21 protein-coding genes, 1 pseudogene and 1 riboswitch are annotated in these 25,101 nt (G+C 39.4%); of the genes and pseudogenes, 14 read left to right on the top strand and 8 right to left on the bottom strand.

The annotated features are described in order from the left end of the window. Positions 1–164: 164 nt before the first annotated feature. Together PYS62_RS01700 and PYS62_RS07525 are read left to right on the top strand one after the other, a co-directional pair. Positions 165–764, top strand: a complete 600-nt coding sequence (locus PYS62_RS01700) for an N-6 DNA methylase (protein WP_315574128.1) — start codon at positions 165–167, stop codon at positions 762–764. 246 nt (positions 765–1,010) lie between these two features. Then, positions 1,011–1,112 (top strand): CD1845 family protein, encoded by a 102-nt coding sequence (locus PYS62_RS07525; protein WP_452038986.1) that lies wholly within the window; start codon positions 1,011–1,013, stop codon positions 1,110–1,112. A gap of 61 nt (positions 1,113–1,173) precedes the next feature. Here PYS62_RS07525 and PYS62_RS01710 read toward each other — a convergent pair whose 3' ends face one another. After that, entirely contained in the window at positions 1,174–2,364 is a 1,191-nt protein-coding gene (locus PYS62_RS01710; protein ID WP_066714856.1) for a cation:proton antiporter, read from the bottom strand. A 48-nt stretch (positions 2,365–2,412) separates the two neighbouring features. Continuing rightward, positions 2,413–2,492, bottom strand: a riboswitch (Fluoride riboswitch). Positions 2,493–2,993: 501 nt separating this feature from the next. Between PYS62_RS01710 and PYS62_RS01715 the strand changes: the two are divergent. After that, positions 2,994–3,428, top strand: a pseudogene (locus tag PYS62_RS01715) (restriction endonuclease). Between the two features lie 5 nt (positions 3,429–3,433). Here PYS62_RS01715 and PYS62_RS01720 read toward each other — a convergent pair. Beyond that, positions 3,434–4,333: a deaminase gene (locus PYS62_RS01720; RefSeq protein WP_066714848.1), complete on the bottom strand. Its 900-nt coding sequence runs from the start codon at positions 4,331–4,333 to the stop codon at positions 3,434–3,436. Then, positions 4,333–5,649 (bottom strand): galactokinase, encoded by a 1,317-nt coding sequence (locus PYS62_RS01725; RefSeq protein WP_082714374.1) that lies wholly within the window; start codon positions 5,647–5,649, stop codon positions 4,333–4,335. Before PYS62_RS01725 ends, PYS62_RS01720 begins: the two co-directional genes overlap by 1 nt. Before the next feature lie 108 nt (positions 5,650–5,757). Here PYS62_RS01725 and PYS62_RS01730 point away from each other — a divergent pair, with 108 nt between their 5' ends. The 4 genes from PYS62_RS01730 (at position 5,758) to PYS62_RS01745 (ending at position 10,564) form a co-directional block, all read left to right on the top strand. Next, positions 5,758–6,531 carry a hypothetical protein gene (locus PYS62_RS01730; RefSeq protein WP_066714846.1) on the top strand — a complete coding sequence of 258 codons (774 nt, stop codon included), beginning with the start codon at positions 5,758–5,760 and terminating at the stop codon, positions 6,529–6,531. 61 nt (positions 6,532–6,592) lie between these two features. Beyond that, positions 6,593–8,479, top strand: a complete 1,887-nt coding sequence (locus tag PYS62_RS01735) for an AMP-binding protein (protein WP_066714844.1) — start codon at positions 6,593–6,595, stop codon at positions 8,477–8,479. Between the two features lie 76 nt (positions 8,480–8,555). Further along, entirely contained in the window at positions 8,556–9,527 is a 972-nt protein-coding gene (locus PYS62_RS01740) for an NAD(P)/FAD-dependent oxidoreductase (protein ID WP_066714842.1), read from the top strand. A gap of 35 nt (positions 9,528–9,562) precedes the next feature. Next, complete coding sequence (locus PYS62_RS01745) at positions 9,563–10,564, top strand: sugar phosphate nucleotidyltransferase (RefSeq protein ID WP_066714838.1); 1,002 nt, start codon at positions 9,563–9,565, stop codon at positions 10,562–10,564. Positions 10,565–10,739: 175 nt separating this feature from the next. Here the strand turns inward: PYS62_RS01745 and PYS62_RS01750 are convergent, their stop codons facing one another. Next, positions 10,740–12,017 (bottom strand): cation diffusion facilitator family transporter, encoded by a 1,278-nt coding sequence (locus PYS62_RS01750; protein WP_066714836.1) that lies wholly within the window; start codon positions 12,015–12,017, stop codon positions 10,740–10,742. A gap of 140 nt (positions 12,018–12,157) precedes the next feature. On the opposite strand from PYS62_RS01750, the gene PYS62_RS01755 reads away from it, so the two are divergent. The 4 genes from PYS62_RS01755 to PYS62_RS07460 are packed head-to-tail and all read left to right on the top strand — an operon-like array spanning position 12,158 to position 16,121. Beyond that, positions 12,158–13,342 carry a carboxylate--amine ligase gene (locus PYS62_RS01755; RefSeq protein ID WP_066714835.1) on the top strand — a complete coding sequence of 395 codons (1,185 nt, stop codon included), beginning with the start codon at positions 12,158–12,160 and terminating at the stop codon, positions 13,340–13,342. A 3-nt stretch (positions 13,343–13,345) separates the two neighbouring features. Further along, entirely contained in the window at positions 13,346–15,247 is a 1,902-nt protein-coding gene (gene asnB, locus PYS62_RS01760; protein ID WP_066714833.1) for an asparagine synthase (glutamine-hydrolyzing), read from the top strand. Between the two features lie 18 nt (positions 15,248–15,265). Next, on the top strand, positions 15,266–15,988 hold the full coding sequence (locus tag PYS62_RS01765) for an aspartate/glutamate racemase family protein (protein ID WP_066714832.1): 723 nt from the start codon (positions 15,266–15,268) through the stop codon (positions 15,986–15,988). Between the two features lie 4 nt (positions 15,989–15,992). Continuing rightward, positions 15,993–16,121 carry an ATP-binding protein gene (locus tag PYS62_RS07460; RefSeq protein ID WP_156422996.1) on the top strand — a complete coding sequence of 43 codons (129 nt, stop codon included), beginning with the start codon at positions 15,993–15,995 and terminating at the stop codon, positions 16,119–16,121. A 116-nt stretch (positions 16,122–16,237) separates the two neighbouring features. On the opposite strand, the gene PYS62_RS01770 is transcribed toward PYS62_RS07460, so the two are convergent. The 4 genes from PYS62_RS01770 to PYS62_RS01785 form a co-directional block, all read right to left on the bottom strand. Beyond that, entirely contained in the window at positions 16,238–17,890 is a 1,653-nt protein-coding gene (locus PYS62_RS01770) for a recombinase family protein (protein WP_066714831.1), read from the bottom strand. A 70-nt stretch (positions 17,891–17,960) separates the two neighbouring features. Next, positions 17,961–18,128: a hypothetical protein gene (locus PYS62_RS01775; protein ID WP_315574129.1), complete on the bottom strand. Its 168-nt coding sequence runs from the start codon at positions 18,126–18,128 to the stop codon at positions 17,961–17,963. Positions 18,129–18,146: 18 nt separating this feature from the next. Beyond that, positions 18,147–19,094 (bottom strand): phage major capsid protein, encoded by a 948-nt coding sequence (locus PYS62_RS01780; protein WP_066714925.1) that lies wholly within the window; start codon positions 19,092–19,094, stop codon positions 18,147–18,149. Between the two features lie 379 nt (positions 19,095–19,473). Beyond that, complete coding sequence (locus tag PYS62_RS01785; protein ID WP_066714830.1) at positions 19,474–21,837, bottom strand: phage/plasmid primase, P4 family; 2,364 nt, start codon at positions 21,835–21,837, stop codon at positions 19,474–19,476. A 310-nt stretch (positions 21,838–22,147) separates the two neighbouring features. On the opposite strand from PYS62_RS01785, the gene PYS62_RS01790 reads away from it, so the two are divergent. The 3 genes from PYS62_RS01790 to PYS62_RS01800 are packed head-to-tail and all read left to right on the top strand — an operon-like array spanning position 22,148 to position 25,099. Beyond that, positions 22,148–22,360 (top strand): helix-turn-helix domain-containing protein, encoded by a 213-nt coding sequence (locus tag PYS62_RS01790; RefSeq protein WP_066714829.1) that lies wholly within the window; start codon positions 22,148–22,150, stop codon positions 22,358–22,360. Then, positions 22,360–23,967 carry a class I SAM-dependent DNA methyltransferase gene (locus PYS62_RS01795; RefSeq protein ID WP_066714828.1) on the top strand — a complete coding sequence of 536 codons (1,608 nt, stop codon included), beginning with the start codon at positions 22,360–22,362 and terminating at the stop codon, positions 23,965–23,967. Before PYS62_RS01790 ends, PYS62_RS01795 begins: the two co-directional genes overlap by 1 nt. After that, on the top strand, positions 23,954–25,099 hold the full coding sequence (locus PYS62_RS01800; RefSeq protein WP_066714824.1) for a restriction endonuclease subunit S: 1,146 nt from the start codon (positions 23,954–23,956) through the stop codon (positions 25,097–25,099). The genes PYS62_RS01795 and PYS62_RS01800 overlap by 14 nt, the downstream gene beginning before the upstream one ends. Positions 25,100–25,101 lie beyond the last annotated feature (2 nt).

Raw genomic sequence — 25,101 nt, forward strand, 5'->3', positions numbered from 1 at the left:
AGGCTACTTGTTAATCTTACGGATTAGGTAATGACGGTAATGAATATAAAATCATCACCCAAGTGTTCCTATACAAATTCCTAAATGATAAGTTCGGCTATGAAATTAAAAAACTAAGCCCTGTTATAGCACACGCAGAAGAATGGGAAACTGCATATTCATCCATGAGTGAAAATGAAAGAACAGATCTTTTGGATGAACTATCACCGGATATTCCTAGTTTACGACCTGAACATCTCATTTCAATTCTGTGGAATCAACAGACAAAAGGTGATTTTGATCTTATTTTTGATTCAACAATGACATCTATCGCCAACGATAACTTAGAAATTTTCTCTACACAAACTACCGAGAAAACAAAAATACCGCTATTTGAAAAGCTCACTCCATACGTTACTGATGAGGCTCAGCGTGCACCGTTTGCACGTGCCCTTGTTGACAAACTTGTTAACTTCTCTTTTGAATCAGCATTTAACGAGCATTATGACTTTTTTGCTGCGATTTTTGAATATCTCATCAAAGACTACAATACTGCAGGCGGCGTTAAATACGCAGAGTACTATACACCACACGCTATAGCTACCATCATGGCCAGGCTACTAGTCGGAGATAATACCGATCTGCATGACATCGAAGTATATGATCCCTCCGCAGGGTTTCGTATCATAATAATGACAGTGGCAAATAGTTCAGTAAAATCAAATGTTTTGAAGCTTCTACCAAAGTTAAAAACTGAAGAAACTGATGGTTTATGTGTTGCTTAGAGCCACTATCGACTAAAATAATGGTTGTAAGCAGCACATAAACCAAAGAGAAAAAGAGGTAGTGTATGCGATGGATATTAAAAATTATCTTATTTTCGATTAGTCTTGTTTTATCAATTCTGACTGCTTTTCTAACATTCTTACTTGGTATAGGAACAGCATTACTGTATATCGTTATGGTGTTCTGCATATTTGGGGCGTTAGCATCTTTCATTCAAGGAGAAGTCGGAATAGGTATATCGGGCCTTGGTCATCGGTTTTCTATTTAGTCCTTATGGGCTTCCGATGATAGGAGCAACTGTGATAGCATTTATTGAATTGATAAATGAGAAGATTAAAGCGGTGTAGACAAATTGGAACTTATCGAGTTCTGTGTGTAAAGAAAATAACAATTTTGCTACCTACACTTCTAATTAACCCCACTATTTCTCTGCAACATTTTTTTATATGATATATCTATTGCAAACGCACCAAGTGGAGCAGTAAGTACTATAGCAAGTACTGCCACTGTAAGCACTGCATCACCACATGCAAATCCAAGAGCAAGCGGTACTCCTCCTATGGCGGCCTGCACAGTTGCTTTGGGTGTATATGCCATCATAATAAATAATCTTTCTTTTCCCTTGATGTTCGTACCTAACAGACATATAAATACACCTAACATTCTAAACATCAATGCACCTATTATCACTATAAGCGCTTTTACTCCAACCTTTCCAAGATATCCAATATTGACTGTTGCACCAACCAATACAAATAAGAATATTTCCGCAGCAACCCATAATTTCCCATATTTTACAGAAAGCCTTTTGGCAACAACTTCTCTTTTCTTTTGTAATCCTACTCCAATAAACATAATTGCTATTAGGGCAGAAAATGTGATTGCTGTAGTTAATTTATCTTCAAGTACCACAAGCAGTAATGAAATGCTAAGAATAATAAGCACTTTTGAAGTATCTCTGATATGTATCTTCTTAAAGAAATATGCCAGCAGAAATCCAATCCACAATCCTATTACAATTCCCAAGAATATTGAAACAGGAATATTAACGAAACTGATTAACGAGACCCCGTCTCCTTGCATCATTCCAATAAAAGTAGAAAACAAAACAATTACATAGACATCATCAACTGACGCACCAGCAAGAATTAGTTGTGGGATTCCTTCTTTTACTCCGTACCCCTTATCCATTAGTCTGACCATTCTTGGAACTACAACTGCTGGAGAAACCGCAGCAAGAACAGCTCCCATAATAGCTGCTTCCAAGACTGATAGTCCCATAAACTTTGGTGCAAGCAGAATCATTCCTACCAGTTCAAAAGATGCAGGAACAAAACACATTAAAACAGCAGGCCTTCCAAGTTTTTTAAGACCTGAAATATCTAAACCCAAACCTGCTCTTGTAAGAATAATAATAAGTGCAATTTTTCGAAGCTCTGCCGATATTCCAAGAATGCTACTGTCCAATAAATGAAGCATATATGGTCCCAGAATAATACCAACAGCCAGCATTCCGAGCAAACTTGGCAGTTTGATTTTCTGACATATCCAGCCCATAGACATACCAACGATAAGAATTAATGAAATACTTAACAACATAAAAATCCTCCTTTAAACGCAGAAAAAGCTGACACTATCTGCGTTAATTTAATCGCAGAAGTCATCAGCTTTAATAGGCGTTTTAAGTAAATATATTACTTAGGGAGAACTTCATTCCCTTTATTTGTCATTAAGTGTAACACATCGTCACATATTTAGCAAGAAAAATAGGAGTTTTCTAGAGTGACAAATTATCATTTACCACCCTGGGTGCAAGTGGGTGCATCTTTTAACGTTATCTATCATGTACACTCGACCTTTTTCCGTTGACCAGTTTCCACAGACTGCAAAAACACGCCTAAAAACCACCGGCAGTCAACCTAAAGACAGCACACCTTAAACCTTTTAACGATAGCCCTCTAAAAGCCCTGATAAATCAAGCCTAAAATGCACGCACCTAATCGACCTTTGACATCAATACGACAGTCTCAACGTGGCCAAATAGGGGAAACAGTGTTTACCAAATTAGAAAACATTCCCTCATCTTATATTGATAGATAATACATACTAGATGAAAAGTTCGATGATATTACAATTCAAGCATCAAAAATGCCAAGTAGCTGCAGCCAAGGCTTGTAATAGATATTTTTACCAAACCTACGATTAAAGGTAAGCTCGGCGTGAATGCAATGAAAGTAAAGCATCATTTGTATGACCATATAGTTTATGATTCTACCAATGAGCGTGACTTTGCAAGCGAACTTGATATTAATAAGGACATCGCTGTCTATGTTAAGTTGCCAGATGGATTTTACATATCCACACCTGTTGGTAGGTATAACCCTGACTGGGCGCTTGCATTCTATGAAGGTACGGTGAAACATATTTATTTCGTAGCATAAACCAAGGGATCCATGTCATCTATGCAGCTTCGTCTGATTGAGCAATCCAAGATTCACTGCGCAAGAGAACACTTTAAGGCTATCAGTGGCGATAATGTTGTTTATGATGTTGTAGATAGCTATAAGAGCCTTATGGATAAAGTGATGCGCCAGCTGAAAAAAAGGGAGACCAAGTTCAATAAATTATCCCCCTTAATTCATCACACATCTTCACATAATTAAGGACACTATTTCATTTCTTTACGCAAACTGAATTTATCCTTTTCCATATAGAGTGCCTTGCGTTTCTTAGCTTGTCCCATTTGCTTATTTACATGCCTTAGATTGTGGAAGAAATCACACAAACATAAACTGGTAATACTCGTTAACACGCTTGCATCTAGTTTTGTGAATTTAACATGATGATTAAGCCACGGCAAACTTAGAAGCTTGATTTGTGATTCAACAGCACCAGCCTTGGCATTAGTTTGCAGATAGAATAATTCGCCAACTTGAGCTGTAATTATGGCTGAAGAACAGAGCAAACAGGGCTCTAAATTGACATAGAGGCGGAAATTATTAAAGCGTCTAGTCTTTAGCTTAGCTTGCGCAGCTTCCAAAATTAAACACTCACAATGCCCGAAAACAGCCTGCTCTTTTTCACGTTGATTAGCTAGCTCAAACTTATCTAATTGACTGAAACTAGCGAACAAATTACGGCACAGCGCTAAATCGAGGCTATCTAGTAACCTTGCATCTGACTCAGCGCCTTGAGTAGATGCGATAGATTCAGTAGAGTGAGACTCTTTCTTTAAATAGCTTTGCAACAATAGCCAGGCTTCTTGCGCACAAGAATTATTGCTAATTGCATAACATTCCAAAGCCAACGTACAGATAACTTGCAAACGCAGATATTCAGGTAAGGCTAGGAAACTTTGCATAGCTTGCCAATTAGCCTTCGTTAGATTTGCAGTTAAGCTTCCTTGCCATGCAGAAACTGTCTTATTACTAATTAAGAGTGCGCCGATTGGAGTATCGCCGCGCTGAAAAGCTACACAAGCTTGCTGTTGACAGACAACAAGCGAAAGATAGTTTAAGTAGGCCTGACAGAGCCTTTGCTTAGCCTCTAAAGTTAATTCCATAGGCATCAAATAATATCTTCTAAGCAGACAGCACCGTACGGGCGAATTTGTAAATCAAGCACAGAATTTGCACCGCAGACAGCATCGATCGTCTGCTTATATTCTGCTAGCAAATTAGCTGGAACGTAAGCTTGAATTGTGCCGGCAAAGCCACCACCGTGGACACGATAAGCACCTTGGCCATTCAAAATATGCGCACTAACAGCTAGGGCAATGCTAATTGGCTGCTCAAGTGGATTTTGATTGCTATAAATATTTTGCAGAAGCTGCCATGAACTTTGGCCTGAAGCTTGCACAAGCTTCAGGAATTCTGCAATATCGTTTTTAGCTAGGCATTGGCCAGCGTGTTCCACTCTTTCTTGTTCAGAGAAGAAATGGATACTACGCAACAAAGCACGATCATTAACTTGATTGCGTAATTGAGATAAACGACGCCAAAAATCAGCTTCAGCAACTTCCCGGAGGACATTTTTGCCAAAGCAGTGCGAAACACTCCGCATCTCAGCTGGAATATCGGCATAGTCATTGGTTAAATCGGCATGGCTACCGCCAGCTTTACTGATAACTAAGTGATAATCGCTGTTTGCAAATGGATTTTTGAATTGCTCAACGTTGACATCTTTGCTGTTAGCAAAATCAATTTTGATCATGCCACCGAAGCTGCAACCACATTGGTCCATCAAACCACAAGGCTTATCGAAGTAAACATTTTCAGCATATTGGGCAATTTGGGCACGCAAAAGCGGATTTATCACATTATTATTATAGAGCTTGTCGATGATACTGATGATCATGACTTCGAAAGCTGCTGAGGAAGAAAGGCCAGAACCGCTTGGGACATTGGCGCTTGTATAACATTCAAAACCGCCAACTTTATAGCCAAGCTCCTTCAATTTGGCACAAACACCGCGAATTAAAGCAGCTGAGTGGCCAATTTCATCGGCATGGACATTTAAGTCGTTTAAGTCAATTTCATCAACTTTGTTATAGTCTTTCGATTTCAAACGAATGACAGGCTCAGAAATTGGCTTGACTAGGGCGATTATATCCAGACTGATGGCACTACAGATTACACGGCCGTGTTGGTGATCTGTGTGATTACCCATAATTTCGCTGCGGCCTGGGGTGCTGAAAAAATAGAAACTGTCATTTTGTAAGTTAGCCAAATCAAAAGTTGCAGTATAGCCTTGACATAAATCTTGGTAACGTTCTTTAGATGCTTGGAGTGTGTTTGGGTCATTGCCGTATAATTTAACGAGCGCTGGCTCATAAAGTGGGGCTAATTTGGCACAAAAATTAGTTTGATCTGTATTGCTTGACATGGCTGGAAGCCCTCATTTCTTGCTTTAAGTTAATGCAACTATTATAATATTAAAAACGCTGAAGCGCTATAAACGGGTATGTTATGCCCAAAAATAGGAGATTAATTAATGGCATATATTGAAGGCCTTTGCAAGAATTGTGGTTCGCTAATTCAGGTAAATCCCGCCCAGAGCGAAGCACGTTGCATTTTTTGTTGGGATAAGACAGATAGTAAGACGGCTGTTGATTTACTTAATTCAGGCTCTACTACTAAGTTCCCTAACGAGAAAATCAGCGATGCGCCACCTTTTGAAGAACGTATGAATTATTGGCGGCAGGAAGTTGGTGACAACTCTCCTCTCAAGAAGGCAGTCAAACCAAAGCACAATTACGACAATATTGCGCGCAAGGAAGAGAAGAAGAATGATGGCTTGTCAGCTGTATCACGTCTCAAAATGATGAAATTCGATCTTCTCCAAGTGCCAAAAGTTAGTTTGAAGAATCGGATATTGTTAGCCCTCGGATTGGTTATTTTGCCAGTTTCTTTGTTGGTAGCTTTGACATTACCTAAATACATTCAAGCTAGTTCTGTTAGTGTTAGCTTGCAAGCAAGAATGGGCGAAATAGTGCAGCCTAATTTATTGGCAGAGGGTCGGACGACTAGTGATTGCGTTGCCATTTTGAACAATGACATCAGCAGTTTACGTGTGGTAGTAAAAACAGTTCCTGAAGAAGCTGAATTGAAGACAATGGCAAAGAATTTGTACAAAGTTTGTGCCGAAATAACTAAATCTGAGCCAACGCAAGTTAATTTGCAAGTTATCAGCCGGGACAAGAGCTATGCAGTGCAAGCAAGCGGCGCTGATAATGTTATAATTTCTGAACTTACTCGTACACGTTAACACCAATATTAAGCATAGGGCTTGTGGGAGATAGTTTTGCTCGGTTGCGAAGGAGTAATTTATGGAAATTATCCAAGGGAAAATTTACAACAAAGAGTATTATCCAGAGCTCAATTTGTTTGACCTTTATAGTAAAGCTTTTGCTAAGTATGCAGATTTGACGGCTTTTTCATATCGTTTAAATCCTCGCGATAAGACGATTGTCCACAAAACATATGCTGAAACAGAAAAAGATATTCAAGCACTAGCAGCAACTTTACAAGCTCAGGATACAGAATTAAAGCAACGTAGAATAGCGGTAGTTGGCGTCAATTCATATGCATGGTGTTTGAGCTATTTAAGCACGGTTATGTATTTGGGCGTGATCGTACCGTTAGATCCACTCTTACCTGAGAGCGAATTGTTACCACTTCTCAAAAGAGCAGATGTTGATACTTTGATCTGCGATGCTTCTTACATGAGCAAGCTAGGTGCAGATATTCAGAAAATTACCTGCCTCAAGCACAAGTACTATATGTCTTTAGCTAGAGAAAACAGTAAGCAGCAGACAAATTTGCTGGAAGCTGCTAGAACGTATGATTATACTAGCTTGGATGAATTGATCGCTTCAGGCATAGAATTACTAAAAAATGGCTACAAGCTAAAGAACTTAGACTTAAGACCAGACAGCCTAGCATCACTTTTGTTCACCTCAGGTACTACGGCAACCAGCAAAGCCGTCATGTTGAGTCACTACAATATTACCAGTGATGTAACGGGCCTTTTGCGTGTTATATCGATGCCTTTACATGTGCGCCATCTCTGCCTTTTGCCTTTGCATCATTGCTTCGAAAACACCTGTGGTATGCAATGTGTTTTGGCTATAGGTGGCCAGATTTACATGTGCGATGGTTTGCGCTACTTAAGTAATAATTTGGTTGAATATAGGCCGCAACTGTTAATTGGGGTGCCAGCTGTTTATGATGCTTTGTACAAGAAAATATTTACCACCCTGCGTAAGCGCAAGAAGCTAGGCTTGTTCAATCTTTTAAGAAAGTTCAGCAAGGGATTAAGCGCTTTGGGCATCGATGTTCGACGTAAATTGTTCAAATCAGTATTAGAGGCTATGGGTGGCGAGTTTGCTATCGGTATCACTGGTGCAGCGCCAATTAATAAAGCGGTAGTTGATTTCTTTGCTGAATTAGGTGTCGATGTTTTGCAAGGCTATGGTCTAACAGAGTGCTCCCCGGTTGTCGCTGGTTGTAACTCTTTCTACAATGTTGCAGGCAGTTCTGGGCAAGCTTTAGGTGGCTTAACAATGGCCATCGACAATGAAAAAGCAGGGGAAGATGGCGAAATTCTCGTGAAAATTAATCCTTATCCTGCTTTGGATAGTAAGCCAGAAGAACGCGATCTAAATGTCACAATGCTTGGATATTATCAAGATGAACAGGCTACGAGAGACACGCTTTTAGAGAGTGGTTGGCTTAGAACGTTTGATGTGGCACATCTTGATCCTAAAAAGCAAGTTCTGGAAATCACAGGCCGCGTCAAATCGATGATTGTTTTGCATAACGGCAAAAAAGTCTTCCCTGAGGAACTCGAAGAGCAGCTTGAGCATAATGATTTAATCAAGCATGCCTTGGTTTGGGGTGAAAGCTTGCCTGATGGTGAAGTTATTTTGTTAGCTAGATTGCAAGTTGATGCGGAATATATTAAGGAAAATAAGTTGACGAATGAGAATATAAGTGCGCAAGTGGCCAATTTAACAAGTGAAATGTGCGCCAACATGCCGTCATTCAAGAAGTTGCGCTCAGTCTATTATTCAGTGACTGATATGATTAGTACCACTACATTGAAGGTTAAACGGCAGGCTGAAAAGACGCTTGTACTTCAAAAATTGACGGAACATAATATTGATTACCATAAAGGCAGTCAAATTTTAGATTTAGATAGCTTAACTGATTAAGTTAAATTAGTTTGGCAGGGTAGAAATAGCCAGCGCAAAGCAGGCTATTTGCCTAGATTATAGATAGGATTAAATTATGGCAACAGATAGGAAAGTTGATGGCACAATTTACGACCTGATTATCGTTGGCCTTGGCCCAGCTGGCTTAAGTGCTGCTATTTATGCAGCTAGAGCAGGCTTGAATGTTTTGGCTTTGGAGCAAGGCAGCTTAGGCGGCAAATTAATTACGATTGATCAGTTGGAGAATTATCCAGGCGAGCCTGCAATAAGCGGTAGTGATTTGGCTGACAAAATGCTCAAACAGATTACAGATTTGCATGTGCCTTATAAGTTGCAAAGCGTGCAGGGTACGGCTAATTTGGAGTCTGAAATTAAGCAGGTTATAACTAGACGTGTGATTTACCAGACTAAGAGCATAATTTTTGCTACCGGCACTAAGGAGCGTGAATTAGGCATAGACTATGAACTTGATTTGCGGGGCCATGGTATCAGCTATTGCGCCGTCTGCGATGGCCGTTTCTACAAAGATAAAGATGTCATTGTCATTGGTGGCGGTAATTCTGCGTTTGCTGCTAGTACATATTTGAGCAGATATGTTAAATCTGTCAAACAAGTTTTAAGACGAGATGTAGCTAGGGCTGATTTTGTTGAGGTCGAGCGAGTCAAGCAAAATCCAAAAGTCAAACTATACTACAACTTGTTAGCCGACAGCGTCTTGTTGACAGATGCGATAGATGGAGAAAAGAGCGTTTGTGGTTTACGCTTTAAGGAGCGTTTGACTGGTGAATATGTCGATTTGGCGGCTGATGGTGTCTTTGCGATGGTTGGTGAATTAGCTAACAGCAAATATCTGCAAGATGCAAACGGCCAAAACTTACTTGATAAAAACAATTATGTTGTAACTGATTTTAATATGCAGAGCAAAATGCCAGGTGTATTTGCAGCTGGCGATGTCAGAAATACGAATTTAAGGCAGGTCGTTACTGCTTGCGCTGATGGTGCCATAGCTGCACAGATGGCACAGAGGTATATAGCTAGCTTAGACTGAATTAGTTTGAGTTGACTTTGAGGGAAGGGAATTATATGGCGAAGAAAGTTTTAGTCGTCTTAGCTGCTGGATTAGCAACTCGCTTTGGTAGCTTAAAACAATTACAGGGCGTAAATGATTTTAATGAAGTTTTATTAGATTATAGTGTTTATGATGCTAAACGAGCTGGCTTTACAGCTGTTGTATTTATCATCAAACGTGAGATGGAAAAGGAATTCGAGGCAAGAATAGCGAGACATCTTAGACCTTATATTGAAGTGCGCTATGCTTATCAAGATATGACTGATTTGCCAGTTGACGTAAAGCTTGATCCGGAACGGACTAAGCCGCTTGGCACAGCTCACGCTCTTTATTGCACACGTAAGAGCGTTAAGGCAGACGAAAAAATGGTTGTTATAAATGCTGACGATTATTACGGTATTCAAGCTTACCAAACTTTAGCTGATTATTTGGACCAAACAGATATGCAGGTGAATGGCCAAGCTGAATATGCAATGGTGGCCTTTGAAATCTCTAAGACTTTGAGCGAAGAAGGGACAGTTTCGCGTGGCGTTTGTGCTATTTCAGAAGCTGGCTATTTAAGTGATATTCATGAGCGGACCCAAATTGCCTATATTACGAAAGAACAAGCTGGTTGTGATGCAAATAGTTGCTCATTAGAAGCTATGTTAGCTATGGAAAATGGCGAGCGTTTAATTGGCTATACAGAAGATGATGGTGAAACATGGACTTTGTTAGCACCACATACGCCAGTGTCGATGAATATTTGGGCCTTTGACTATTCGATTTTTACCTTGTGTGAAAACTATGTCAAAGAATTTTTAATAAACAGTTTAGCTAAAAATCCGCTAAAAGGTGAGTGCTATTTGCCAATGGCTATCGGTGAGGCTAGAGAGTTAGGGAATGTCGTTGTTAAGGCCTTCAAAGGTAGTGACCAGTGGTTTGGTTTGACATACAAGTCTGACCAGCCAAAAGTTCAGGCTGCGATTAAAGAGCTGATTGCTGATAAAGTATATCCACCTCAATTGTGGGCTTAAGCATTTTATTTATTCTAAGTGCCGCTTTATTTAAGCTGGACGAAAGCTGAGCAAAAGCTGAATAATAAGATCTAAATTTAGCCATACTTGCCAAATAACAAGTAAGGCTAAATTTTAATGTTTAACTTAGAGTCTAATACTTGCTTAGAATTTAATATATGTAGAATCTAGTGCCTTAGCTATGTACAAAAGTTGGGCTTGTATGGTTGAAGTTTGGGAAAACACCAATTACCCAATCATAGCTAGCATAGAAATTATCTAAGTTAGCTTCTTCTAATTCACGTTTGAAGAACTTATTGAACTTTTCTTTCACTAAATCAGCATCGAAGTGCTCATTAGGTGAAACGACGTAGTATTCAATATCAAAACGCAATAATTTCTTGTCATGATCCAGTTCAAAGTCGTGCAGCTTTGACTTAGGCTGCAGATGTTGCAAAGCATTGTTGATTAAACAAATTAATCGCTTATCTTGGCAACAATAGCTACTTGCTTTATGTTGGGGCTCCAAGTGTGTATAGAGCTTAATGCCTAATTTTTCGAGGATTTCTTGCTCTAGAGCATCGATCTTAGGATGAATTTCAGCAATCGTTAAATCACGTGGAACTTCTAAGTCGATTGAAGCAACTTTAATATTGCCATATTCGTGGTAACGCAAATCGTGCCAACTCTTAATTTCTGGTAAAGTCTTAAGCAAGGCACAGAGCTCTTTCTCAGTTTCAGGATCGATACCTTGACCTAAGAGGATACTGACAGTTTCTTTAAGTAATACAATAGCATTTTTGATAACAATGCAGGCTAAGATCAAAGCAGCGACAGCATCAACAGGGAAAGATGTAAACGGTGCAAATACGTATGAAATAATGGTACAACTTGTGATATAGACATCACCGATTGTATCGATACTATTGGCTTTGAAAGTTTGCGATTGCAAAAACTCACCGTTAATCTTATAGACAATGTGCATCAGCAATTTAATTGCAATAGCTAAGATGAGAATGATAAAGGTGTAAGGGTTAAAAATAACTGGTTCAGGATGGAACAAGCGAAGCACAGAGGCTCTTAAGAAAGTACAACCGATGAACAGAACAAGTAGACCTACCAAAAGCGCCGTGATACGTTCAAGGATAGCGTGACCGTGAGGATGTTCCTTGTCAGGTGGCAAATTGGCTAATTGCATACCGACAAAAGCAATGATTGTGCCGATAAAATCAGATAAGTTGTTGAAAGCATCAACCATGATGGCGATGGAACCTGTCAACCAAGCAAAAATCAATTTGCTTACAAACAAAATTAAGTTACAGGTAAGGGCAAATAAATTTATTATTTTAGCTAGGGAAGGGCTAATTTTTGAAGCACGTTTAGTAAAATCTTCTCCATAGCGGCGCTTGAGGTAGTGAGCCATTTGCTTGTGAGCCCAGCTTTTCTGCCAAAAATTGCTTGAGATTTGTTGCATAAATATTAAATGACATCCTTTCTTTCAGTGATATACTATTAACACTAATTTGACTTTGCACTTCTATGTGTTGGACGCCATTATAGCATGGAAAGCGAAACTTTGATGTGGTGGCGCAAACGTTCGAGGAGGAAATTGCTTTGTTGGCAGAAAATAAGGTCGTCGTTTTGGGAACTAACTACTACATTGGGTTAGGTACAATTCGTTGCTTTCGCAAAGCTGGTGTTACTGTAGTTGCAGCAGATTATGATAGAAGAAGTTATGGTATGCGCTCTAAATATGTTAATGAGCGTCTGTGGTTGAGTGATTACAAAAAAGAACCAGCGAAAGTTGTGGAACAATTAATTTCCTATGCTAAACAGCAAACAGCTAAGCCAGTTATCATTCCAACCCACGATAATTACTTATTATTCTTGGACAAATATCAAGCTGAGCTTCGGCCTTACTATCTCATGTCTTTACCTGAGCAGGGATTGGCAACGAAAGTTGTTGAGAAAGACAGTTTGTATGCACTGGCCAAACAATATGATTGTTTGTTCCCGCCAACTTTAGATGTAGACGATGAGAATTTGTATACAAAAGCAGCTAACGAATTAGCTTATCCGTTAATCGTTAAACCGATAGATTCACCAGCTTTTACCGCACGTTTCCGTTGCAAGTCTTTTGTTTGCGAGAACGAGACAGAACTGAAGAGTGCAATTGAGAAAGTTAAGGCTGCTAAGATACCTTGCTGCGTACAGAAAATTATTGTTGGCAATGATGAAAACATGCTGCTCTTTGATGCGTATGTCCAACAAAATAGTGAGATAAAGCACGTCTTTACAGGTAGTAAATTGAGACAGTGGCCGATTAATTTCGGTGCTTCTTGCCTGATGTATCAGCACTATATTCCTGAATTAGTCGAAGTTGGCAAGAAATTTTTGAGTGACATCAAGTGGCGTGGCTTTGCTGAAATTGAGTTCAAACGTGACGATCGTGATGGCAAAATCTATTTGATCGAGATTAACGCCAGAATTACAAACTTTAACGCTTGCATTGCCGCTTGCGGCATTAATGTACCGCTTTTAACGTATGAAGATTTAGTTGGCTTACCTTTAACGCCAGCTGAGCTAGAAATAAAAGAAGATTTGCATATCGGCTTTAAGTATGGCTATGAGGACTTTTTGGCTAAACGGGCATACTACAAGAGCAATCAGTGGACAAAGGAACATTTGAAGCAACAAGAAGAGGGTATTACTTTTGTCAGAGCAATTTTTGCTAAAGACGATTGGCTGCCGACTTGGCAATTTGTGTGGAATAAAATTAGAAAGAAATTAGGAATTTAAGTAATGTGTGGAGTTTGTGGCTATTTACAATCTGAGTTGACGGAAGCTGGCGTAGCTAACGAGCAAGCTAGCAAAGTTTTGAAAGAAATGATGACTTTAATTGGTCATCGTGGACCAAATGATGCAGGCCAGTATTGCTCACAAGGCTTGAGTTTAGGGTTTCGCCGCCTGACCATTATCGATTTATCTGATTTGGGCAATCAACCATTATTTTCGGAGGACCATCGTTATAGCTTAGTTTTTAATGGCGAAATTTACAATTATAAGAGTTTAAGGGCCGAACTTGAGGAGAAAGGCTATCATTTCAGGAGCCATACCGATTCAGAAGTGCTTGTACACGGTTATGCTTGCTATGGCCCGAATTTGCTCCCGAAGCTTAGGGGCATGTTTGCGTTTGCTATTTATGATGAGCTTAAAAGAGAATTATTTTTGGCAAGAGATCCATTCGGCATTAAGCCTTTGTATTATTCTTGTCATACAGAGGATAATAGTTTAGTTTTTGCGTCAGAAATTAAGAGCTTTTTAGCTTATCCGCCATTCATTAAGGAACTGAACAAAGCGGCGCTGTTACCTTATTTGAATTTCCAATATTCAGCTTGGGAGAGTACTTTCTTTGAAGGTGTGTACAAACTTTTGCCAGGTCATTATATCTTGCTGAAAGCAAGTGATTTGGCTAAAGGCAAGGATAAAGCGCCACTTCCATCAACTTCGTATTTTGATCTGTCGTTTGATTATACAGATAAACGAAGCGAGACTGATTTGATTGAGAGCTTGCAAGCTGAGCTAAAAGCTTCTGTCGATTTACACTTGCAGAGCGATGTTGAAGTTGGTGCGTTCCTATCTGGTGGCGTTGATTCAAGCTATATTACAGCTTTGAGCCAGCCCAAACATACTTTTAGTGTTGGTTTTGCTGGTTATGGCAACGGCGGCTTCAATGAAGTTGACTATGCCAAAAAGTTGTCCAAACAATTTGGGATTATTCATCACCACAAAGATTTGACGGCAGAAGATTGCTTTGCGATCTTGCCTAAATTGCAATATCACATGGATGAGCCACATGGCAACTTCTCAGCTGTGCCGCTGTATCACTTGGCTAAATTGGCTAAAGAATATGTACGAGTTGTTCTGTCAGGTGAGGGAGCAGATGAACTATTTGCCGGATATGCGCCATATCGTAATTCAAGCTATACCTCAATTTATAAACAATGCTTGCCGCTATCTTTGCGTCGCTTTAATGCAAAGTTGGCTAAGCTTGTTCCAAATGCACATCTCCAAAAAGCGCTTATTAGAGCTGGACAGGTGCCAAAGGAGTATTTCATCGGCGAGATGAATATTTGCTCAGACAAAGAAGCTAAGAGCTTGTTGCAGCATGAATATCAAGTAGGCGTTTCGGCTTTGACGGGTTTACAGGATTATTATGCTGAAATTGATAATTTACCTGAGTTAGATCAGAAGCAACTAGTAGACCTTAAGTATTGGCTGCCAGGTGATATTTTGTTGAAAGCAGATAAAATGAGTTCAGCTCATTCGCTAGAATTGCGTGTGCCATTCTTGGACGTCAAAATTTGGCAGTTAGCACGACAAATTAGTCCGGAACAGAGAATAAAGTGCTTGGAAACGAAACATATTTTGCGTAAAGCTTCAAGTAAATATTTGCCAAATGAATGGGCAAAGCGTGAAAAGTTAGGCTTCATGGTCCCACTTAAAGACTGGTTGCGTGAGGACAAGTGGGCGAATTTGTTGCGTGAAATGTTCACAACTGAAGATGCTAAGGAGTTTTTCCAAACTGATGTGCTGTTAGCTTATCTGGCTAAGCATCAGACAGGTAAAGCCAATTATCAGCATCAGCTTTATTTGGCCTATGTATTTCTGTTGTGGTATCAAGAGTTTTTCCATAAGCGTTAAGTGAAAGGTGTAAGGTGTATGGATGATATAGAGACAAAACGACCAAGATTAGGTGTTTTAGGTGGTATGGGACCACTAGCAACTGCTGTTTTTTATAGTCGATTAGTAGATGAAGCAAAATTAACGGCACGTAGTGATCAGGAACACCCAGATGTTCTAATTTGGAGTGATTGCTCTTTGCCAGATCGTACGGATGTTATCTTGCACGGCGGGGCTGAAAAGCTTTTGAATCAATGCCAAGCTGATTTTAAGCTGCTAGAAGCTGCCAATTGTGACTATATTTGTTTCCCATGTAATACTTTGCATTATTTTATGCCAGAACTTGAAAAACGGACTAATTTACCAATTTTGAATATGGTTGAGTTAGCTTTGAGCGAGGTGCGCAAATTAAATTCAGCTGCTAAAAAGTTGCAGATTTTCGGGACAGAAGGTACACGTAAAGGCTGCTTGTATGAACGTTATGCTGAGCAATATGGCTTTGAAATTGTGCCAATCAGTGACAGCTTGCAAGCTGAGCTCATGGGCTTTATTTATGAATTGAAAAATCATGGCCGTATCGATTTCCCGTTATTGTCACAGCGCATCATTGAGGCAAGGCGTTCAGGTATTGATTACGTTATTTTGGCTTGTACAGAGCTGTCTTGTATGACTTTGAATGCAAAAGCAGCGCCTTATACCTACGATGCAATGGGTGCGTTAATTTCTCGTTGCTTAGAATTGGTTATGCCAAAGCAAAAATAAGTGCTTGAAAATTACAGAAGGCTGGGGAACTGGCATACCTAGATTATTCAAAAATTGTCGTGATATGGGGTTGACAAATCCTAAATTTGAAGAAATTGGTGATGGAATTAAGGTGACCGTAAAGGAAAAATAAAGGGTAACTCAGCTTTCTAGCTATACAAAAATAGCTTGCATTGGGTGCGTTCACTTAGGGATTTAATTCCTAAAAAATTATCGGCGTAATCGGTATTACTACCGGCTACGCCGATTTTACTTATGGAGTGGAATATCAACTGCACCTATGTAATTCCACTGTATCCATATGGTTTGTTTCTTGGTTCTTGTACCTGCTACCTTTTCAGATTTTTCAACATAAATCTTATCTACAAAGGTTCGAATGATCTCTGCATTAAGTTCTTGTATATCTGTGTATTGTCGTACTAATTTCAAGAAAGAATCTACGTTGAGACATTCCTCTTGCGCTTTAGAAATAAAGGCTTCAAGGGATTCAATCTTGCTTTTCAGTTCAGCTTGTTCCTTGTCGTAGGACTCAGACATGCTCTTAAATCGTTCATCAGAAATTTTACCGTCTAAGTTGTCTTCATAGAGATGCTGAACAATTGTGTCAAGTTTGCTAATTCTTGCTTTTGCTTGCTCGAGTTCCCTATTAGAGGACTTTAACTTTTGGGTTAGTTCTTTCTCGCTTTTCTTCATCACAAGTCCCACGAACTCTTCTTCGTGCTGTTTGGCAAATGAAGTAATAGTTCTAAGCTCGTGAAGCAGTATTGCTTCGATCTGAATATTTCTAATTTGATGTGATGAGCATTTGCCTTTTTGCTTACGATAGGTAGCACAGACAAAGTATTCTTTATCATGGCTCCAATCTTTTCCTCGAACCTGATAAAGCTTGTTACCACAATCCGCACAAAATAGCATTCCTGATAACACTGGCATTTCTCCAAGATTGGCACGCACTCGTCTACCATCTCTTATACGTTGAACTATGTCAAAAGTTTCCTGGTCAATAATTGCTTCGTGTGTGTTTTTGAAAATTAGCCAGTCTTCTTTGGGATTCAATAATGTTTTCTTGCACTTGTACGATTTCTTTCTTGTTTTGAAATTGACCGTATGTCCAAGATATTCTTGCTTTTCAAGCATATTAGAGATAGTTTTTTGATTCCACATTCCATTAATCTCTGATTTCGCGGAAGGAATTTTAATACCAAGAGAGAAAAAATGCTCCGATGGTGTTGGAATATTCCTTTTGATTAGCTCATTTGCAATCTGGCTAGGCCCATACCCATTAACGCAGAGTCTAAAGATTTCACGCACTACACTGGCAGCTTCTTCATCTACAATCCAATGATTTTTATCTTCAGGATCCTTAAGATATCCGTAAGGAGGATTGATGCAGAGCGGCTTCCCACTTTGTCCTTTTGCTTTAAACACAGCTTTTATTTTTCTGCTTGTGTCTTTAGCATAAAACTCATTGAAGATGTTGATGAAAGGTGTCATGTCGTTGTCTGACTGATTATTGCTATCTACGCCGTTATTTATTGCAATAAAGCGAATATCAGCGTTAGGGAATACCATCTCTGTATACACACCAACTTGCAGATAATCTCTACCCAAGCGTGACATGTCCTTGACGATAATGGTTCCAATCTTTCCTTCGTCAATGAGAGCAGTTAATTTAAGCCAATCAGATCGCTGGAAATTAGTACCCGAGTAGCCATCATCTACAAAGAACATAAGATTGTTGAAATGATTATCCTCGGCATACTTTTTCAGCATGCTCTTTTGATTGATAATGGAATTGCTGTCACCTTGTAATTCATCGTCTCTGGATAAACGGCAGTAAAGTGCCGTTATCTTGCCTACATTATCTAGAGTATAAGAAGGCTGTCTATTTAGTTTATTCATCTGTTTTCCTCCTTTCCGACAGCCTTCAAGCGGTCAGTATATATTCCCGTATAACTCAGAATTTATCAAGTTATTTAGCTGCTATTGCATGGTTTAAATTGCTTAAAATAAGGTGTTTGATTAGGTCTTTGACACCTTTCTTAGCACTCTTGCTTTCAAGAGAGTGAACCGTAAATTCAGTATTTCCGATTCTTAACACTTCGGTTTTTACCGGTGTATCCTTAATTTGTTCATCCATGCATTTTGACCTCCTTGTTTAAGAAAGTTGCAATACTTTAATTGCTTCAGGATGTACCAGTTTCCCATCCAAATATTCAAAAGAGAGGTAACCTATCTGGTCTATAAGAGAAAATATTTCGTTTAGAACCTTGATGGTTGGGTTATGGCGTTCGATAATCCAGTAGTTGGAAAAATCACCAAAGGCGATAACTTTTGCTCCCTTTTGATAAGAAGGCATGGCCTTGTCAATGACCACAGGTCTGCCCATTAAGTTGCCATCAAAATCAGGTAGGATGTATGCTCCGGTAGTGTCCTTTAAGGTTTGAAGATAAAGAGCAGTTTCATCATTCATAAGCCACGTGGCATTTTCTCGATACTTACTATCTAGCGAGAAGAATAAACGTTTGATGGTATCTGCGGAAATCTCTTTTGCTTGCACAGCAACCTCAGCACCTGATGTATCTGATAAAATTCCTGTCGGCTTAGTTATCCCATCGCCATTTATAAAAGCTTCCGACTCACTCAATATGAACTGCTTTGTGAGTTCGCTTGTGATGAACTCTTCGATATCAAAGTCAAGATCAGCTGTAAAATCCGTACCCAAACGAATAAGGTTAACTAGGGTATAATCCGTTACATCAATACGCTTAAAGCCATCTTTAATAGGCATATGCGTCATGATGCTTGTGTCATAATCTTTCACCCATTTGGTGAACGGTGAAGCTTCATAGATAAACAATTTACTCGCTTGCGAGTGTGCTTTTACCACTGTACACAGTTTTCTAAGATTACTTTTGTTTGCAAGCTTTGCTTCGAGTTTTACTAGAGAAGAAGTCGGCAAATCATAGGCATCCGTATAACGGTGGCGCAGCTTTCTTTCAATAGTATTCGCATTACCGCTTGCATTACGCAGTACATTCCAAAACGTGCTGTGGTAGTCCTGACTTGCTAGTTTCATTTCTTTTTCAATATCTCTGTTAATCATAATCATTAGTTCCTTTCATTACTGTTTTCTGCAATTGCTGCAGTAATTTGCTTGATTTTGCCCATTTACCCTTTTGAATTCGCTGTTTTTGTACGCAAGACCCTGCGCCCGTTCCCGAAGGGGTACTCTTTAGAGATTTGACCCCCCTAGGGGGTTAGGTTCAGAAAGTAGTATGCGAATAAATTTCCAACAGCACAGTATCTAGGCAGGTTTTCTTTCTTCAATGTTGTCAAAAAGCTGAAATCATTTCAGTATTTTGATTTGTGCATGATAGTATTTCTCTTTCATGTTCAACACAGGTTTGCGATACGAATTACGCAATCATAGGCACCACCTCCTTAAACGTGGCATGATGTGGCAGTTAAATTTCGTTATTGCCTTATAGGGTTATAGGGGGATATAGGTTATTAACTGCCACTAATTGCCACTTAAAAAAATCGCTAAACTCACTTTTAAGCCTGTAGCCTTTAAGAAGCGTGGTTTTTTCTCCGCCTGTCTTGGGACGCTTTCTTACTACCTCGGCAAATTTTCTTAATTCCTGATTGAAGTTCCTGCTGTTCTCAGAAAAACAGCCGTTATCAATGCACCACTTCTTGTAGTGGTCGTATACAACTGCCGTTCGAATCTCAGAGCTTTGGTCTTTAATGAGTGCATCTTCAGCAAACTGTGCCATTTTGTCGCTGTCGTGGGCATAACTAAAAATGGCATCGAGGACGCTCTTAGGTGGCTTAAAGCCTTCATCTCGGAGGCTGGTAAAGCCTTCAAGAAGCCAGTTTAAAATGGCACTTTGCACCTCTTTTTTAGAGAACTCCGCCTTTAAGGTTTTATCCTGTTCCCACGCTTCAAAATGCCTGTTAAAGGGAATAATCTGCATGCGGTCGCTACTAAACACTGTCATATCGCTGATGACAGGAAGATAATTAGTGTTCACATACAGTTTGAACTGTGGTTTAAAGTCAAAGCTGTTCTCATGCAGGAATCGAGCGTTTAAGGTATCACTTCCTGTCATGTATTTAACTTGGGCTGAATTAAGGAATAGTCCTCGGCTTGGCTCAGATATATTGGCAAAGCGAACACCGGCAAGGCGTGCTACATCCTCGGTCGGCTGTGAGCTGTTGGGGTTCTTCTTTAGAGCAATGGTTTCCGCGCGTACCGCTTTTCCATAATCGCCCATCACAGACAGAACGCTTTCCATGAGTGTGCCTTTACCGTTTCTTGTGCTTTCTCCAAAAAGAAAGAACATGCACTCATAGCGCGTATCACCGCTTAACGCATAGCCTAATGACTTTTGAAGATACAAAGTTTTCTCGCAATCTCCGCTCATAATTTCATCAACGAACCGGCTAAAACGCTCACTTCTTGCCTTCGGGTCATAAAACACAGGTGATACTTTGGTAATAAGATCTGTTGCTAAGTGCTTGCGAAAAACACCATGCTCAAGGTCTAAAGTTCCGTTTTGGCAGTTAAATAGATAAATGTTCTTATCGAACGCTTCCATCGAAATTGGGTAAACGCTTTGAGCTTCCTTGATATAAATCTCACGGTTACGACGGCTGCTCCATTTGTTCCAATACTCAACAAGCATGGAACGGGTTCTCTCGTCTTTAATGGCACCAGCATAACGTATAAGAGAAAGAGCTAAATCTTTGCATAGTTCCATCGTTTTAAGCGTTCCAATATCGCAAGTCCAACGTACACCGTCGAAGATGAACCACATCTTGCGCTCCGGTACATAGTGCAGAATGTTTTGGAAGATATCAGCAAACAATCTGCCATTACCTAAATCACCGTTGCGATATCGGATATTTTCATCAGGCTTTAGTTCCTGTAATTTAGATAAGAGATCATCAAAGTCTTCCTCAGCACTTGCATTATGGAAAGGCTCATAGAACGTATGACATTTAGAAACAGCTTTCTGAATGGTTGTATTGCCATAAGTATCTGAGCCACGGTGTTCATCCCACTTAGGACGGAATAAAGCAGACTTACGAAAAAGTCGGTCTATTTGCTCCTTGTTACCGCCACAGTAAAAGGCAAGAATAGACACAAGCGCGGCATCCGCTTCGCTATGAGAAGGGTAAGCCGAAATGTCACCATGCCAAAGTGCTGTAAATTTAGCTCCATTTATGGCGTTGCCAGCTTTTTCAATAACAGCTGTATCGCTTAAATACGAGCTTGCACACACGTTATTTTCTTTTTCATGAGTGTTTATGTTTCGCTTCATGTACGTGTCTAAAAGCCACATTATGGCTGCATCGTCTTCTAAAAGCTCGCCTTCCTGATACACATCGCCCGTAACTGTTAGATAGCGATTCGTAGCTAGAGCGCTGTAAACCTCAATATCCCCATGCTTGATGTAATAAGCTGTTTTATCGTATGCGCCATTAAACAGAAGCAAGATATGAAAGCCATGCTTACTTGGACTGTATTCGATATAAGCGTGCTTGAAATGGGAAATAATCTCTTTTGCCCAGTCTTTAATGATTCCATTATCGATACAGTGGTCTAAATCGATACCTAAGAGATTATCAACAAGCTTTATCCCAATCCCGTCATATTGGCCTTTCACTTTCAAGACAGCATCAAGCGAGGTAAAATCGCTTAAGTTGTCTGTAGCTGCTTTCTTTCCTGTTATGGGGTTATAAGGCGGCTTAGTGAGCCTACCGTTTTCTTGCTGCTCGTACTTCCATGAACAAAAGATATTCTTGTTCTTTAGTGCTTTTGGCAGTTTCTCTAGATCCATATTTGATCCTCCTTTTCTAGAAGGCTTATCCCTTCTAAATCCACAGGCAAAAGAAAAAGCCGACTTTTTAACCTGTCTTAAAAGTTTTTTTGGTCTTCTACTTGGTAGCCACGAAAGAGGATGTAATCTGACGGTTTTAGAAAAAATTTTTGACAATAAAAATCTCCTAAGCATTCATTAGGCACTTGCCTTGAATGAACAGCAAAGGAGACTTTTTAATCTGCTATATTCTGGTGCTATTGGTTCTTTATATCGTTGATATACTCACAAAATCGTGATAATGTTTAATTATTGAAATAAGGAGCTAACTATGGCTGTTAGTTATAAAAAACTTTTACATCGCATGATTGAAGAAGATATTTCAAATCAGGACTTAATGAGAATGAGCAATATTTCCGCCAACATTATTACGAAACTACGCACTGGACAATATATATCACTGGAAAAAGTGGAAGGTATCTGCACGGCTTTACACTGCACACCCAACGATATTTTGGAATTTGTAGCAGAGGATGAAAAGTAATGGCAAAAAAGGAAACTGCTGAAAAGGCATTAAATATAGATAGTATACTTTTTAATTGTAGAGATTACTTACGTGCAGCACGAAATTCTGGCTCATTTTTTGAAAAAAGAGATATGATGCTCACACTTGTATTCTTGCGTTTTATCGGTGAGAAATACGAAGACGGCATCGAATCACTCCGTAAGACTTTAATTGAGCAGGGACTAGACCCTGATGATGAAAACATCAGAGCCGCATTCTTTGATGATGCTACTTTTGCAGACGGAACATACAACCTTCCTGTAGAAGCAAGATGGTCAACTATAATCAACACACCGGCTCCAAAACTCAATGTTGCGCTGGATACTGCATTAAGTAGACTTGAAGAGGAAGATCCTCAGCTTAAAGGTTGCTTTATAAAGGGTACATTTACCACCCGTAATTTAGCGGCTAATGACATCAAGAAAATTGTTGATGAAGTTAATAAAATCAGTCACAAGGCTTTTGGTGAAGAAAAAGACTTAATCGGCTATGTATATGAATATTTCCTTAAAGAGTTCGCAGTTAATGCAACAAAGGAAGAAGGAGAATTTTATACTCCTCACGATGTAGTTAAGCTTATTGCAGCTATGATTGAACCGTTTGAAGGCACACTTTACGACCCTGCATGCGGTTCCGGAGGTATGTTCATTCAAAGTGCCGAACTTGTGAAATCGAAGCAAGGCAATCTGAACAGTATCAATGTTTATGGTCAGGAAAAGGAAGCTGCAACTTATCGCCTTGCAAAGATGAATTTGGCACTTCGTGGTATCAGCCATAACCTTGGTGGCACAAATGATTCTTCATTTACCCATGATTTACACAAGGGATTATATTTCAACTACATTATGGCAAATCCGCCTTTCAATCTTAAAGGCTGGTATGATGAAAATCTAAAGAATGATTCTCGCTGGGCAGATTATGGAACGCCACCTGAAAGCAATGCCAACTATGCGTGGATTTTACATATACTCTCACACTTAAAGCCTTCTAACGGTGTTGCCGGATTCTTGCTTGCTAACGGTGCATTAAACGATAGTGATACATTGGAAATTCGTAAAAGACTTATTCAAAATGATAAGGTGGAAGCAATTATTGTTCTTCCGCGAGAACTGTTTATTACAACGGACATCAGTGTAACACTTTGGATTTTGAATCAGAATAAAAATGGCGGAAAATACCACGATAGAAATCTTCGTAACCGTGAGCATGAAATTTTATTCATGGATTTACGTACCTGGACGGAACATGCTGTCAAAGGTGAAAACAAGAAAAAAGTACGCCTTAGTGCTGAGCAGATTCAGCATGCTGCAGATATCTACCACACTTGGCAAAGTGAAGGCACAGACGGCAATAATTATGCCGTACCTGAGCTTTACCGCAGTGTCGGGATGGAAGAAATTGAAAGCAAGGATTGGGCTCTTACGCCAAGTAAATACATCGAGTTCATCGACCATGATTTAGATATAGATTATGAAAAGGAAATGGCACGCATTCAAGCCGAGATGAAAGACCTTCTGCATGAGGAAAAAGAGTCGCAAAAGATGCTTGAGGACGCCTTCAGGGGGATCGGCTATGGGATTGAGTAATTGCATTCTTGGGACTTTTCTGGAGTTATGCTCAAATAAAAATATAGACTTAGCTTTTAGTATCGCCAATGTACAAGGAGTTAATAACCAAAAACAGATGATGTCTACAAAAGCAGATCTTAATGATAGAGATTTGAGCAAATTTCAGATTGTGTATCCCGGAGATTTTGTTTTTAATCACAGAACTTCAAGAAATGGTTCTAAATTCAGTATTGCCTATAATGATAGAGAACAACCTGTGATTTGTACAGAAGATTATGTTGTGTTTCGTATTCGTGATGATTACAAAAAGATTTTAAATCCTAGATGGTTGTATATGTTTTTTAATCGTCCTGAATTCGATAGATTTGTTATAACCAATTCGTGGGGAAGTTCCACAGAATTCTATAATTGGGAAGATATTCAAGCAATACAATTATCTTTGCCAGATATAAAGATTCAAAATAAATTTGTCAATGTCTACAATGCCATGGTGGCCAATCAAAAAGCCTACGAGCGTGGATTAGAAGACTTGAAGCTTACTTGTGATGCTTATATTGAAGATTTACGTCGTAAAATGCCGTGTGAAAAAATCGGGAAATATATACAGGAATATTCTCATAAAAATGAGTTGGGGCTTACAGTAACTTCTGTACGCGGCATAGCGACTAGTAAGGAATTTATTGCTACAAAGGCTAACATGAACGGTGTTTCAGTAGATAACTATAAAGAAGTTGAGCCTAATATGATTGCTTTTATTTCAGATACATCACGTAGAGCGGACAAACTATCCTTAGCGATTAATGAATCTAAAGAAACCTATTTAGTTAGTCCAATAGCAACAGTTATGTACACAGATAGGAAAAGACTACTTCCGAACTATTTGAATTTATTCTTTTGCAGAAAAGAGTTCGATCGTTATGCACGTTTTCATTCATGGGGTTCCGCACGAGAAAATTTTTCATTTGAAGATATGCAAAATGTGCGTATTCCCATCCCATCATTACCAATGCAACAATCTATCGTTGATATTTACACGGCCTACAAACAACGTCGATCCATCAACGAAAAACTGAAAACACAGGTCAAAGCTATCTGCCCTATTTTAATCAAAGGATCTATAGAAGAAGGAAGAAACACAAAGGAGGCATAATC

The organism is Amygdalobacter nucleatus (assembly GCF_029167365.1).
GTDB lineage: Bacteria > Bacillota > Clostridia > Saccharofermentanales > Fastidiosipilaceae > Amygdalobacter > Amygdalobacter nucleatus.